The 13,969-nt window shown below is 71.4% G+C and carries 13 protein-coding genes; 8 read left to right on the plus strand and 5 right to left on the minus strand.

The window, feature by feature from the left end; translation table 11 throughout:
- The first annotated feature begins 79 nt into the window (after positions 1-79).
- Positions 80-829: a DNA repair protein RecO gene (gene recO, locus IE262_RS09020; protein WP_134040424.1), complete on the plus strand. Its 750-nt coding sequence runs from the start codon at positions 80-82 to the stop codon at positions 827-829.
- A 29-nt stretch (positions 830-858) separates the two neighbouring features.
- Complete coding sequence (locus IE262_RS09025; protein ID WP_189872584.1) at positions 859-1,698, plus strand: isoprenyl transferase; 840 nt, start codon at positions 859-861, stop codon at positions 1,696-1,698.
- Between the two features lie 17 nt (positions 1,699-1,715).
- Here the strand turns inward: IE262_RS09025 and IE262_RS09030 are convergent, their stop codons facing one another.
- The gene (locus IE262_RS09030; RefSeq protein ID WP_189872585.1) at positions 1,716-2,486 is read right to left on the minus strand and encodes an AraC family transcriptional regulator; all 771 of its coding nucleotides are present in this window, start codon (positions 2,484-2,486) and stop codon (positions 1,716-1,718) included.
- A gap of 56 nt (positions 2,487-2,542) precedes the next feature.
- On the opposite strand from IE262_RS09030, the gene IE262_RS09035 reads away from it, so the two are divergent.
- A complete protein-coding gene (locus tag IE262_RS09035) occupies positions 2,543-3,115 on the plus strand; it encodes a class I SAM-dependent methyltransferase (RefSeq protein WP_189872586.1) in 573 nt (190 codons plus the stop codon).
- Between the two features lie 6 nt (positions 3,116-3,121).
- Here the strand turns inward: IE262_RS09035 and IE262_RS09040 are convergent, their stop codons facing one another.
- Positions 3,122-3,562 carry a phosphatase domain-containing protein gene (locus IE262_RS09040; protein ID WP_189872587.1) on the minus strand — a complete coding sequence of 147 codons (441 nt, stop codon included), beginning with the start codon at positions 3,560-3,562 and terminating at the stop codon, positions 3,122-3,124.
- Between the two features lie 40 nt (positions 3,563-3,602).
- Positions 3,603-4,334 carry a FadR/GntR family transcriptional regulator gene (locus IE262_RS09045; protein WP_373304995.1) on the minus strand — a complete coding sequence of 244 codons (732 nt, stop codon included), beginning with the start codon at positions 4,332-4,334 and terminating at the stop codon, positions 3,603-3,605.
- A 243-nt stretch (positions 4,335-4,577) separates the two neighbouring features.
- Here IE262_RS09045 and IE262_RS09050 point away from each other — a divergent pair, with 243 nt between their 5' ends.
- The 5 genes from IE262_RS09050 (at position 4,578) to IE262_RS09070 (ending at position 11,382) form a co-directional block, all read left to right on the plus strand.
- Positions 4,578-6,215 carry an ABC transporter substrate-binding protein gene (locus IE262_RS09050; RefSeq protein ID WP_189872588.1) on the plus strand — a complete coding sequence of 546 codons (1,638 nt, stop codon included), beginning with the start codon at positions 4,578-4,580 and terminating at the stop codon, positions 6,213-6,215.
- Between the two features lie 97 nt (positions 6,216-6,312).
- Complete coding sequence (locus IE262_RS09055; protein WP_134040434.1) at positions 6,313-7,272, plus strand: ABC transporter permease; 960 nt, start codon at positions 6,313-6,315, stop codon at positions 7,270-7,272.
- 11 nt (positions 7,273-7,283) lie between these two features.
- Positions 7,284-9,269 carry a dipeptide/oligopeptide/nickel ABC transporter permease/ATP-binding protein gene (locus tag IE262_RS09060; protein ID WP_189872909.1) on the plus strand — a complete coding sequence of 662 codons (1,986 nt, stop codon included), beginning with the start codon at positions 7,284-7,286 and terminating at the stop codon, positions 9,267-9,269.
- Positions 9,266-10,447: an oligopeptide/dipeptide ABC transporter ATP-binding protein gene (locus IE262_RS09065; RefSeq protein WP_229877168.1), complete on the plus strand. Its 1,182-nt coding sequence runs from the start codon at positions 9,266-9,268 to the stop codon at positions 10,445-10,447. Before IE262_RS09060 ends, IE262_RS09065 begins: the two co-directional genes overlap by 4 nt.
- Positions 10,444-11,382: a dihydrodipicolinate synthase family protein gene (locus tag IE262_RS09070; RefSeq protein ID WP_134040435.1), complete on the plus strand. Its 939-nt coding sequence runs from the start codon at positions 10,444-10,446 to the stop codon at positions 11,380-11,382. The genes IE262_RS09065 and IE262_RS09070 overlap by 4 nt, the downstream gene beginning before the upstream one ends.
- Positions 11,383-11,622: 240 nt before the next feature.
- Here IE262_RS09070 and IE262_RS09075 read toward each other — a convergent pair whose 3' ends face one another.
- Complete coding sequence (locus IE262_RS09075; protein ID WP_189872914.1) at positions 11,623-12,837, minus strand: sialidase family protein; 1,215 nt, start codon at positions 12,835-12,837, stop codon at positions 11,623-11,625.
- A gap of 68 nt (positions 12,838-12,905) precedes the next feature.
- Entirely contained in the window at positions 12,906-13,574 is a 669-nt protein-coding gene (locus IE262_RS09080; RefSeq protein ID WP_134040523.1) for a TerB family tellurite resistance protein, read from the minus strand.
- Positions 13,575-13,969 lie beyond the last annotated feature (395 nt).

A 13,969-nucleotide genomic window follows, 5' to 3' on the forward strand; every position in this document is an offset into this window, starting at 1 on the left:
CACCGGGCCTGTCCCCCCTCCGGGCGGCACCCAAGCCGCTCCGGCCCGCCGCACACGCGCCGTAGGCGAGAATGGGTGCATGAGTCTGTTCCGCGACGACGGCATCGTGCTGCGCACCCAGAAGCTGGGTGAGGCGGACCGGATCATCACGCTGCTCACCCGGGGGCACGGACGGGTCCGGGCCGTGGCACGCGGCGTACGGCGGACGAAGTCCAAGTTCGGGGCCCGCCTCGAACCCTTCTCCCACGTGGACGTGCAGTTCTTCGCCCGCGGGAGCGACCTGGTCGGGCGCGGGCTGCCGCTGTGCACGCAGAGCGAGACGATAGCCCCGTACGGTGGTGGGATCGTCGCCGACTACGCCCGGTACACGGCCGGGACGGCGATGCTGGAGACCGCCGAGCGGTTCACCGACCACGAGGGTGAGCCGGCCGTGCAGCAGTACCTGCTGCTCGTCGGCGGGCTGCGCACGCTGGCCCGCGGGGAGCACGCGCCGCATCTCGTCCTGGACGCGTTCCTGCTGCGTTCCCTCGCCGTGAACGGCTACGCGCCCACCTTCAGCGACTGTGCGAAGTGCGGGCTGCCGGGACCGAACCGGTTCTTCTCGGTGGCGTCCGGCGGGTCCGTGTGCGGCGACTGCCGGGTGCCCGGCAGTGTCGTACCGTCTCCGCAGGCCCTCGAACTGCTCGGTGCGCTGCTCACGGGGGACTGGGAGACGGCGGACGCGTGCGAGCCTCGGTATGTGCGGGAGGGCAGCGGGCTGGTGTCCGCGTATCTGCACTGGCACCTGGAACGAGGGCTGCGCTCCCTGCGGTACGTAGAGAAGTCCTGAAGAAGCAAGCACGAGGAGACGAGAAGCACATGGTCGTACGCGGGATCCTGGGGCGGCAGCGCCGCGAGTACAGGACGCCGGAGCCGCACCCGTCCGGCGCCCGCCCGCCGAAACTCCCCGGCGAGCTGGTCCCGGACCATGTGGCGATCGTCATGGACGGCAACGGCCGCTGGGCCAAGGAGCGCGGTCTGCCGCGCACCGAGGGGCACAAGGTCGGCGCCGAGTGCGTGCTGGACGTGCTCCAGGGCGCGATCGAGATCGGTGTCGGGAACATCTCGCTGTACGCCTTCTCCACGGAGAACTGGAAGCGCTCGCCGGACGAGGTGCGCTTCCTGATGAACTTCAACCGGGACTTCATCCGCAAGACCCGGGACACGCTCGACGACCTCGGCATCCGGGTGCGCTGGGTGGGCCGTATGCCCAAGCTGTGGAGGTCGGTCGCCAAGGAGCTCCAGGTCGCCCAGGAGCAGACCAAGGGCAATGACCGGCTCACGCTGTACTTCTGCATGAACTACGGCGGCCGCGCGGAGATCGCCGACGCGGCGCAGGCCCTGGCGGAGGACGTGAAGGCGGGCCGGCTCGACCCGTCGAAGGTCAACGAGAAGACCTTCGCGCGGTACCTCTACTACCCGGACATGCCTGACGTGGACCTGTTCCTGCGTCCGAGCGGCGAGCAGCGCACCTCCAACTACCTGCTCTGGCAGAGCGCGTACGCCGAGATGGTCTTCCAGGACGTGCTGTGGCCCGACTTCGACCGGCGTGATCTGTGGCGCGCATGCGTCGAGTTCGCGTCGCGCGACCGCCGCTTCGGCGGCGCGATCCCGAACGAGGAGCTGCTGGCCATGGAGGGCCGGACCGAGCAGAGCTGAGGTCTGAGGCGCCCGCCTCACGGGAGGTCACGCCGCTCCACCGGGAAGTACTGCCGGGGCGTCACTCCCACGATCCGCCGGAACGCCGCCACGAACGAGCTGGCGGAGGCGTAGCCCACACGGCGGGCGACGGACTCGACCGGGAGGCCCTCGGCGAGGAGCGGCATCGCGGCGCGCATGCGCAGGCGTTCGCGCCACTGGCCGAACGCCAGCCCGGTGTCGCTGACGAACAGGCGGGCCAGCGTCCGCGCGCTGGCACCGACCTGGGTGCCCCAGGAGTCGAGGGAGCGGCTGTCGGCGGGGTCGGCGGTGAGGGCATCGGCGATCGCGCGGGCGCGCGGGTCGCGCGGCACGGTCACTGCGACGCTCGTCACGGGGACGGGGTGCAGGATGTCCAGGAGGACCGCCTCCGCGCGGGAGCGGGCCTCCGGCGTCAGGTCGGTGCGCACCAGGTGGTCGATGAGGGAGCGCAGCAGCGGGCCGGCCTCCAGCACCGTCGGCTCCCGCCAGTCGAGCTGCGGGCAGCTCTCCGGGTTCACATACGGGCTGCGCATCACCGCGTCGCCCGCCGACTCCGTCGTGTGGGGCGTGCCCGCGGGGATCCACAGGGCGAGCGAGGGCGGCAGCAGCCAGGAGCCCTGCTCGGTGGTGACGCGGAGCAACCCTTTGGCCGACCAGGCGAGTTGATGCGCGTCGTGCCAGTGCTGGGGGAAGGCCGTGCCGCGCGGCATGGCGAAGTGGCCGATGAAGATCGCAGTCGGGGCGGGCCACTGTCCGTTTCGCGACATGGGACGGCAGCCTAGCCCGTGGTGGACACGGGCAGGCCGCTCGTAGCGTCGATGGCATGCCGATGAACCTGGTCCACCGCAAGCTGTGCAGCTCCGAGAAGTGGGCACGGATGACGAAGGAGCGTCTGCTGCCTTGGGCGCTCGCCGACGTCGAGCTGGGTGAGGACGTGGTGGAGATCGGTCCCGGTTACGGGGCCAATCTGCGCGTGCTCGTGGAGCGGGTGCCCCGCCTCACCGCCGTCGAGATCGACGACGCGACCGCCCGTATGCTGCGGGACACCTGGGGCGGGCGCGTCCGCGTCCTGCACGCGGACGGCGCCGCGATGCCCCTGCCCGACGCGTCGTACGACTCGGTCGTCTGCTTCACGATGCTGCACCACGTGCCGACCGCCGAGCAGCAGGACCGCATCTTCGCGGAGGCCTTCCGTGTGCTGCGCCCCGGCGGCGTCTTCGCCGGCAGCGACAGCCTGCCGAGCTTCCGCTTCCGGATTCTCCACCTCGGCGACACGAACAACACGATCGATCCGGACGCCTTCCCCGACCGCCTTGCCAGGGCGGGTTTCACGGACGTGTCCCTGGACCCGCACCCCGAGGCCAACGGCTTCCGCTTCCGGGCCCGCCGCCCTTGAGGACCCTCACGTGACGGGAGCCGCGAAGCGCCGTACGTACCGTCGCTGCCACGGTGTCTCCACCGCGTGCCGGTCGTAGTGCTCGCGCACGTACGCCACCGCCTCCTCCGGGCGTACGCCGTCCAGGACCGCGAGGCAGGCCAGGGCGGTGCCCGTGCGGCCCCGGCCGCCGCCGCAGGCGAGTTCCACACGCTCGGTGGCGGTACGGGCCCAGACGTCCCGGAGCATCTTCTCGGCCCGCGCGCGGTCGCTGGGCAGGCGGAAGTCGGGCCAGCGCAACCAGTCGGCGGCCCACGGGACTTCGGGTGGCTGTCTGCCGAGGAGGTACACGGCGTACGTGGGGGTGGGGCCCTCCGGGAGGGGGTGACGCAGGCCCCTGCCGCGCACCAGGCGTCCGGACGGCAGGCGCAGCACGCCGGGGTCGGTCGGCTTCCAGGGCTCGGTCATCGGGTCAGCTTAGGCACGGCCCGTGGGAAGCAGAGGGCGTTCAGCCGACCCCGCGCGACTCCTGTGCCGCCCTCGCCTCGATGCCGCGGAAGTGGTCGGCCATCGCACGCTGGGCGGCCTCGATGTCGTGGGCCCGTAGCGCGGTGACGATGTCGCGGTGGCGGCGCACCGTGAGCTCGGGGGCCGGGTCGTCCGTCCAGCCACGGGCGCCCGAGACCCGGCGGAAGACCGTCCAGAAGGCGCCGAGCAGCTGCGGCACGAGCGCGTTGCCGAGGGGCGCGTACAGCAGTTCGTGGAACTCGCGGTCCAGTTCGGGGAACGGCTCCCCCGCCTTCCCGGCCGCCTCCATACGGTCGACCACCGCTTCCAGACGGTCCAGATCGGTGTCGGACAGCGTGGCCGCGGCCCGGCGGATCAGGCCCTCCTCCAGTACCTCGCGCACCTGGAGGATCTCGGCCAGGGCGCCCGGATCGTCGTCGGGCCGGGCGAGCGTGCGGAAGGTCAGACCGTCGACGAGGGGGGTCAGCGAGGCCTGGCCGACGTAGGTGCCGTAGCCGTGCCGGATGTCGACTATGTCGAGGGCCTGGAGCGCCTTGAGTGCCTCCCGGACGGAGTTGCGGCTCACGCCGAGGTCCCCCATCAGCTCCGTCTCGGTGGGCAGCGGCGCGCCCGGCCGGAGCTTGCGGTCGAGGATCAGCTGCATCACGTCGCGCTGGACCTGGCTGCTCACCCGCCGCTCGGGCCGACGCCGGTTCCCGGTCTCCTGAGACATGCGCCGCATCGTACGCTCACTGGACATCCGACGTCCCACCTCCGGGGCGGTTTTCACCCTGCCATTGGTTCGCACCTGTGGAAGATACGGCATGCGACACGCCATTCGTGTGCGACCCCTTGACCGCCCCCACGACCCCTCTTATGGTCACGCTGCTCCCTATGACGTAGGACGTCGTATCTCCTCACCACATATTCAGTACTCCTCGTACTCCTCCCCTCCCGGACCCCTGTAGGAGGAACCGTGCGCGACGTGACCCCCGACGTACCGGCGCCGCACCGCCGGTCGTTCCTGAAGTACTCCGGCGCACTGGGTGCCGCCGCAGCCATCTCCTCGTCGTTATCCGCCTGCTCGTCCGGGCCCGAGTCCACCAACGACACCGGGGGCGGGCGCGGCGGGAACGGGACGCTGACCGCCGTCATCGGCTACGGCAACGACGGCAGCTGGGACCCCACACAGACGGCGTCCGCCTTCTGCATGGCCGCCAACAACCACATCTACGAGGGCCTCCTCGACACCGACCCCATCTCGCGCGAGCCGTACGCGGCGCTCGCCACGGAGGTGCCGAGCGATCTCACCGGCACCTCCTGGAAGTTCACGCTGCGGGCGGGTGCGACGTTCCACGACGGGAAGCCGGTCACCGCCGACGACGTGGTGTTCGTGTTCGACCGGATTCTGGACCCGGACACGCAGACCCTGGCCAAGGGGTTCTTCGTCAGCTGGCTCAAGGAAGTGCGGAAGATCGACGCGCAGAACGTCGAGCTGGTGCTGAAGTTCCCCTTCCCCGAGGGGGTTTCGCGGCTGACCCTCGCGAAGATCATGCCGAAGCACGTCTTCTCGCGGCCCGGCGCCTGGGAGGACGCCATCAGGGGCAAGGCGATCGGCTCGGGACCGTACCGGCAGACCGCGCACCACCCGAAGTCCAACACGACGTTCGAGGCGTATGCCGACTACAACGGCCCGCGCAAGCCCGCCTTCAAGAAGATGAACTGGCTGACCATAGTGGACGCCTCCTCCCGCGTGGCGAAGATCTCGGGTGCCAGCGCCGGCTCGCAGATCGCGGACAACATCCCGTACGCCAACATCGCGCAGTTGGAGAAGGGCGGGCTGACCGTGAAGGGCGGCTCGGGGATGAACAACCTCTTCCTGATGTTCAACACCCGGCACAAGCCCTTCGACGACGTACGGGTCCGGCAGGCGCTGCACTACGCCATCGACACCGAGAAGATGGTGGAGGTCGCGCTGAAGGGGCACGGGACGCCGTCCACGTCGTTCCTGAACGAGGCGAACCCCACGTACCGGCGCGCGAAGACCGTGTACGACTACGACCCGGACAAGGCCAAGCGGCTGCTGAAGGAGGCCGGGGTCAGTGGGCTGAAGGTCGACATCCTGGCCGTGAACGTCAGCTGGATCGTCGACTGTCTGCCGACCATCAAGTCCTCCTGGGACGCGATCGGCGTCGAGACCACGCTGTCGCCGCAGGAGACCACGGCCGTCTTCACGAAGATGGACCAGAAGCAGGACTACCAGGTCGTCGCCGCCGCCTCGAACCCCAACCAGTTCGGTCTCGATGCCGATCTGATCATGCGGTACAACTACACGGCGACGAACCTCTGGATGCAGTACACCCGGTGGGCCGACAACTCCGTGGCCAAGCAGCTCTTCAAGGACATGGACCAGGCGACGCGGGAGCCGAACGCCGAGAAGAAGAAGGCGATGATCCAGGACTACGTCGATGTCGTCGCCGAGCAGGCCGTGCTGTACCCGGTGGTGCACACCGAGTTGATGACGGCGTGGGACCCGAAGCGGCTGGCGGGGATAAGGGCGCAGCCCTATCCGGGGATCAACCTGCTCCAGGCCAAGTGGGTTCAGTCACCGTGAGCGCCGGAGTCGCTGGAGTCGCTCCAGTCGCTGGAGTCGCTCCAGTCACTGCCGTCGCTGGAATCACGGAAGTCACCGGAGTCACGGGAGTTCGTACGTGATCGCCATTCTCAGGATCCTGATCCGCCGGGTCGCGCTGCTCGTCCCGCTCGTGCTCGGGATCGTGCTGTTCGTGTTCCTGGTCATGCGGTTCTCCGACGTCGACCCGGCGTCGGCGTTCTTCCAGGGGGCCAATCCGACGCCCGAGCAACTGCACCGGTTCCGGGAGGAGAACGGGCTGCTGGACCCGCTGCCCGTGCGGTACGTGGGATTCGTCGGGGACCTGCTGCACGGTGACATGGGGATCAGCGCGCTGACCAGGGCGCCGGTGGTCGACCAGGTCACCACCGCGCTGCCGCTCACCGTCCAGCTCACCTTCATGGGCCTCGGCATCGCGGTGGTCCTCGCCCTGCTGGGCGGGGTCACCGCCGCGATCTACCGGGACCGGCTGCCGGACCAGATCATCCGGGTGGTGTCGCTGACCGGGGTGGCGGCGCCCGGGTTCTGGCTGGCGCTGCTGATGATCCAGTACCTGGCGGTGGACCTGGGCTGGTTCCCGACGAGCGGGTACGTCAATCCGGCGGACTCGTTCACGGGGTGGCTGAAGACGATGACGTTGCCCGCGTTCGCGCTGTCGCTGCCGGTGGCCGCGCAGCTCACCCGCATCGTCCGCACGTCGGTGGTGGAGGAGCTGGACAAGGACTATGTGCGGACGGCGATCGGGAGCGGTCTGCCGCCGAGGGTCGTGGTCGGCCGGAATGTCCTGCGGAACGCGCTGATCAACCCGCTGACCGTGCTCGGGCTGCGCGTCGGCTATCTGCTGGGCGGCGCCGTCGTCATCGAGACGATCTTCTCGCTGCCCGGGATGGGGAAGCTGATGATCGACGCCGTGAAGAACGGCGACCCGGCGGTGGTGCAGGGCGTGGTGCTGACGACGGCGACCGGTTTCGTGGTCGTCAACCTCGTCATCGACATCCTCTATCTGCTGGTCAACCCGCGGCTGAGGGAGGCGAGCTGATGGGCGGCTTCATGGTGACGACGCGCAAACGCCTCACGGACGCCCTGTCCCGTCCGGGCATCCGGGTGCGCGGCTGGCGGCGGCTTCCGCTGCTGTCCCGGATCGCGGTCTGCTTCCTGTCGGTCGTGGTGCTGGTGGCGCTGCTGGCTCCGCTGCTCGCCCCGCACGACCCCCTCGACCAGCAGGAGCTCGTGGACGGTACGGGGCGCCCGTCGGCCGCTCACTGGATGGGGCAGGACAGCCTCGGCCGGGACATCCTGAGCCGGCTGATGTACGGGGCCCGGTGGTCGCTCGCGATCGGGCTCGGGGCCACCGGGCTGGCGCTGCTCGTCGGGGCGGTCATCGGTGCCGTCGCCGCGACCTCGCGCAAGGCGGTGGACGAGACGCTGATGCGCTGCCTGGACGTCGTCATGGCGTTCCCCGGCATCGCGCTGGCCGCCGTGCTGGTCGCCGTGTTCGGCGGCGGTATCGGTGTGCTGATCTGCGCGATCGCGTTCCTGTTCACGCCACCGGTCGCGCGGGTCGTACGGGCCAACGTCCTGGACCAGTACGGCGAGGACTATGTGACCGCCGAGCGCGTGATCGGGGCCCGTACGCCGCACATCGTGGTGAAGCACGTGGCCATCAACTGCGCCGCCCCCGTTCTGGTGTTCTGCACGGTGCAGGTCGCGGAGGCCATCGTCTTCGAGGCGTCGCTGTCGTTCATCGGCGCGGGGGTGCGGCCGCCGGACCCGTCGTGGGGCAGTGTCATCGCGGACGGCAAGAACATGGTGCTGACCGGGGGCTGGTGGGCGACCGTGTTCCCGGGGCTGCTGATGCTGATCACGGTGCTGTCGCTGAACATCCTCTCCGAGGGCGTGTCGGACGCGTGGGCGGCGCCCGCGCCCCGGGACGTCGAGGCGCGCACGGGCGAGCGGGACCGGCTGGAGGCGCCCGAGCCGGGCAGCGGGACGGTGCTTCGGCTGCCGGGGCTCACGGAGGCGGCCCGGCGGCTGCGCGACCGGGCCCGGCCCCTGCCCGGAGGACAGCCGGTGCTCTCGGTGGAGAACCTCGCCATCGGCTTCGCGCAGCGGCACGGCGGCGTCGACATCGTGGACGGCATCAGCTTCGACGTACACCCCGGTGAGGTCGTCGGCCTGGTCGGCGAGTCGGGCTGCGGCAAGTCGCTGACCGCGCTGGCCGTGATGGGCCTGGAGCCGAAGGGTGCCCGCGTACGCGGACAGGTCCGCTTCGGCGGGCGGGACCTGCTGGCCGAACCGATGCGCGTCAGGCGCCGGCTGCTCGGCCACGAGATGGCGATGATCTACCAGGACGCGCTGTCGTCCCTGAACCCGGCGATGACGATCCGCGCCCAGCTGAAACAGGTCGTACGGCGGGGCGGCCGGCGTACCCCGGCCGAACTGCTGGAGCTCGTCGGCCTCGACCCGGACCGCACCCTGCGCAGCTACCCGCACGAACTGTCCGGCGGGCAGCGCCAGCGCGTCCTGATCGCCATGGCCCTGTCCCGCGAGCCCCGGCTGATCGTCGCCGACGAGCCGACGACCGCCCTCGACGTCACCGTGCAGGCACAGATCATCGAGCTGCTGCTGCGGCTGCGCGAGGAGCTGGACTTCGCGCTGATCCTCGTCTCGCACGACCTGGCGCTCATCGCGGACGTCACCGACCGGGTGATCGTGATGTACGGCGGCCGGATCGTGGAGACGGGCGTGACGGCCGACCTGGTGGACAGCCCGTCCCACCACTACACACGCGGCCTGCTCGGCAGCGTGCTGTCCCTGGAGTCGGCCGCCGAACGCATGACGCAGATCAAGGGCACGGTCCCCTCCCCCGCCGATTTCCCTCCGGGCTGCCGGTTCGCCGACCGGTGCCCGATGGCGACCGAGGTGTGCCACACGACCCGCCCCGAACTCCTCGGCGGCGCCCGTCACACGGCCGCCTGCCACCACCCGGCGGTCGACCTGACCGCCCCCGAGCCGACGGGAAGGGCCGTGACGTGAATGAGCCGACCGAGCGGGTGAGCGGTGAGGGGCACGAGATGACCGACCGGGTGAGCAGTGCGGGGCACGAGTCGGCCGAGCGGCTCGGCAGTGAGGGGCGCGAGTTGGCCGCCCTCGCGGACGCCCACGTCGTCCACAAGGCCCGCAGCGGCGGCCTGTTCACGCGCGACCGGGTGTACGCCCTCACGGGCGCCGGCTTCCGTATCGCACCCGGCGAGACGGTCGGCGTGGTCGGGGAGTCGGGCTGCGGCAAGTCGACCCTGGCCAAGGTGCTGGTGGGGGTGCAGCGGCCGACGTCCGGCACGGTCTCCTTCCGGGGCCGGGACCTGTGGGCGATGAAGCCCGCCGAGCGCCGGGCCACGGTCGGCCGCGGCACCGGCATGGTCTTCCAGGACCCGTCCACGGCGCTGAACCGGCGGCTGCCCGTCCGCCAGATCCTCCGCGACCCACTGGACGTGCACCGGCGCGGCACTCCGGCCGAACGCGAGGACCGGGTGAGGGAGCTGATGTCCCTGGTCGGTCTGCCGAACGCACTCGCCGACGCCCTGCCCGGCCAGCTGTCGGGCGGACAGCGGCAGCGCGTCGCCATCGCGCGGGCGCTGGCCCTGGACCCGGACCTGGTGGTGGCGGACGAGCCCACGAGCGCCCTGGACGTGTCGGTGCGCGCCCAGATCCTGAACCTCCTGCTGGATCTGAAGGAACGCCTGGGTCTGGCCCTGGTGTTCGTGTCGCACGACATCCAGACCGTACGGCGCATGAGCGACCGCGTGATCACCATGTACCTCGGCCGGATCGTCGAGGAGTCCCCGGCCGACGAGGTCACGGAACGCGCCCGTCACCCGTACACCCGCGCGCTCTTCTCCGCGACGCCCGGTCTGCTGGACCCCATCGACCCGATCCCGCTCGTCGGGCCGGTGCCGTCGGCGACACGCCCGCCGAGCGGCTGTCCGTTCCGTACGCGCTGCTGGAAGGCGGACGATGTGTGCGCGGAGGTGATGCCGGACGTCACGGCCGCGTCGACGCCCGGTCACCGCTTCCGGTGCCACCATCCTGTTGAGGAGGGCCGGCCGACCAGGGAGCTCGTCGCCCAGGCGGCCGCCTCCGCACCGCCCGAGGCCACCGCCATGGCCGACGTCCCCGTACCCGACGTACGGAAAGAACCCAGGGAGCATCCATGACCATGTCCACCCCGCTGACCGGTGTCATTCCCCCCGTCTGCACCCCGCTGACACCGGACCGCGAGGTGGACGTCCCCTCCCTCATCAGCCTGGTCGACCATCTGGTGGCCGGGGGTGTGCACGGACTGTTCGTGCTCGGCTCGTCGTCGGAGGCCGCGTATCTGACGGACCGGCAGCGCAGGCTGGTCGTGGAGACCGTCGTGGCGCACGTCGGCGGCCGGCTGCCGGTCCTGGCGGGCGCGATCGACATGACCACGCCCCGGGTCCTGGACCATGTGGCGGCCGTCATCGGGGCGGGCGCGGACGGCGTCGTCGTCACCGCGCCCTTCTACACCCCCACCCACCCCGTGGAGATCGCCCGCCACTACCGGCTGATCGCGGAACGCTCGCCGGTCCCGGTCGTCGCGTACGACCTGCCGGTCTCCGTCCACACGAAGCTGGACCCGGACCTGGTTCTCGGCCTCGCGGCCGAGGGGGTGCTGGCGGGGCTGAAGGACTCCAGCGGCGACCAGGCGGGGTTCCGCGCGGTGGTGGCGGGGGCCCGTACCCGCCACGACATCACCGACTTCAGTGTCCTGACCGGTTCGGAGCTCGTCGTCGACTCGGCCCTGGCCATGGGCGCGGACGGTGCCGTGCCCGGTCTCGCCAACGTGGACCCGGCCGGGTACGTCCGCCTGTACGAGCTCTGCCGCGCCGGTGACTGGGAGCGGGCGCGCGCCGAGCAGGACCGGCTGTTCGCCCTGTTCGGCATGGTGGGTGTGGGTGCCGCCGACGGCCATATGGGCGGAAGCTCCTCGGCCCTCGGCGCCTTCAAGGCGGCGCTCCGGCTCCGGGGCGTCATCGCGTGCGGGGCGACGGCCGAGCCTCAGGTGGCGTTGTCGGAGGACGAGGTGGAGCGGGTGGGGAAGTACCTGGCGAGTGCGGGTCTGTTGTAACGGGTTTTCCTCGCCCCCGCCGCCCCTACCCGTCCCATCCCCAGGGGCTCCGCCCCTTCGACCCCGCCCAGGGGGCTCCGCCCCCTTCGACCCCCGCTCCTCAAACGCCGGAGGGGCTGAACGTCAGCCCGTCCGGCGTTTGAGGACGAGGCCGTTCAGGCCGATGCGGGGGTCTGGGGGCGGCAGCCCCCAGGGATGGGACGGGTAGGGGCGGCGGGGGCGCAATCCGCTGGGCAGGTGTCACCCCGCCAGCTCGGCCACCGCCACCCGCCGGAACTCGATCCGCTCGTACGCCCCCGACACCCCCGTCTCGTACAGGACCCCCACCCGGCCCCCGCCGAGCTGCACGAGGTCGGAGTACGCGGCGCGCGCCGTCGACAGGGTCTTCGCCTTGGTGAACGTCGCGCCCGCGTTCCCGCTGCGCCAGATCGCCATGGACTGGCGGGCCGTCGGGACGGAGGGGCCGGAGAAGAGGAGGGGGCCGTTCTTCACCTGGAGGACGCTGCCCTGGACCACGGGGACGTCGTTGAGCGTGGGCTGGACCGTGTAGGGGCGGGCCAGGGTCGCGGCGCCGTCCTGGGAGTACGCGTCGAGCCGGTTGCCGGTACTCGTGCCGTTCTGGTCACGGGAGCTGAAGTACACGCGGCCGTCGGGGAGTTCGGCGGCCGTGCTCTCGTTCGCGTTGGCGTACCCGTCGTACGCGTCGTCCACGAAGCCCAGCCGCCAGCTCGCACCGCCGTCGTCGGAGTAGAAGGCGTGGGCGCCGTAGTACTTCGCCTCCTGGCCCGTGTCGGAGGAACCCGCGGGCGGCGCGGCGGAGTGGTTGGCGGGGATCACCAGCCGCCCGGCGTGCGGACCGCGGGTGAGGGCGACGGCGTGGCCCGGACCCGTCGCGTACCAGCGCCAGGTCGGGAGCTTCACGTCCGCCGTGATCTCGCGGGGCGTCGTGAAGGTGCGGCCGTCGTCCCTGCTCGTCTGGACGAAGGCGCGGCGGCTCTGCTCCGGCGTCACCTCGCCCCGCATGATCTGCGCCTCGGTCACCGCGCCGCTGTTGTAGGACGTCACGAGCACGATGCGGCCGGTGCGCGGGTCCACCACGGGCGCCGGGTTGCCCCGTGTGTTCCCCTTCCCCGCCGCCACCACCTTCGTCGGCCCCCAGGTGCAGCCGCCGTCGATCGAGCGTCTGAGGACGACGTCGATGCTGCCCGTGTCACTCGCGCTGTTGCGTCGTCCCTCGGCGAAGGCGAGCACGGCGCCGCCGGGCGTGGTGATCGTCGCCGGGATCCGGTACGTGTCGTAGCCGCCCTGCCCGGCGGTGTACGGCACGGACGAGGTGCAGCCGCGTGGGGGCAGGGCCGCGGCGGGGCTCGTCGCGGCGGTGACGGCGAGGACGGTGAGTGCGGTGAGTGCGGTGAGGGCGGTGAGGGCGGTGAGCAGTCCCGCGGCGGGGGACATCGCGGCCGTGCGGCTCGTGATGGGCAAGGCGGCTCTCCTCGGATGCCGGGTCTCACCTGCTGGACGGTTTACGACGGTGTCCGGGCGGCCGCCAGCAGCAGGCGGGTGACGTCGTCCGCGGTCATCGTGAGGGCCGCCCCGACCGTGGACAGGACGTCCCGTTCGGCGGGGGTGTACGGGCCGTCGGCGAGGGCGATGCGGGCGCCGTGGAGCAGGATGGTCTCGCGGCCGGGCGGGGCGAGGTGGGGAGCGAGGGGGTCCAGGGCCTCGTGGAGCTCTATGGCCAGGCCCGCGCCGCAGGGCTCGCCGAAGACACGGCCCGTGTCGGCGGCGAGGGCCTCGACGAGGGCGCCGAGCCCTTCCACCGTGCAGTCGTCGAAGCCGGCGGAGCGCACGGCGTCCGCGGCGGTCGACAGGGCGGCGGGGGCGCAGGGGACGCAGGCGGCCAGGACGGCGAGCGCGACGGTGTGGACGGCGTCCCGCAGCATCGCGGAGAAGCGGGTGGTGGTCGGGTGGTCCAGGACCTCGGTGCCGTAGTGGTGACGGCAGGCCGCGCACTCCACGACCGGGCCCGTCTCGCCGCGGGAGACGAGGGGGACGCCCGCGAGGGTGAGGCGGCGGCGGCCCACGAGGCGCTGGTAGTTACGGTCGCCCCCGCATCCGGGGCAGAAGAACTCGCCGTCGCCGACCGGTGTCCACGCGGTGCGTGTGCCCAGGACGCGGTGCAGGCGGGTCATCGTGCGGCTCGCCGTACCGGCCGTGCGGGAGCCCGCTCCGCGCGGCGCGCGGGCCTCGTGGGCACCCCGGCCGTCCCGTCCGTCTGGCTGCACGTCGCACCTCCCAACGCCGCGGCACCATCGCCGCGCCCCGTGATGTTAGCCACATTGTTGAGGTGGAGTCAGCCCTCCGGAAGAGACCCGTTCGTGATCTGGCGAACGAATGGCCGGTTCGCTGCGCTGGGTGAGCCGGATCTGGAGGTGCGGGTGGGCTAGGGGTGCGGCCTGGGTGGGGGTGTGCGGGGTGCGGGTTGTCCGGGAAGTGCGGTCGTCGATGGTTGCTCACGCAGCTCCCCGCGCCGCTGGATTGCGCAGTTCCCTGTACCTCTGGATCGCGCAGTTCCCGGCGCCTCTGG

The sequence above is a fragment of the Streptomyces bluensis genome (genome assembly GCF_014650715.1).
Taxonomy (GTDB): Bacteria; Actinomycetota; Actinomycetes; order Streptomycetales; family Streptomycetaceae; genus Streptomyces; species Streptomyces bluensis.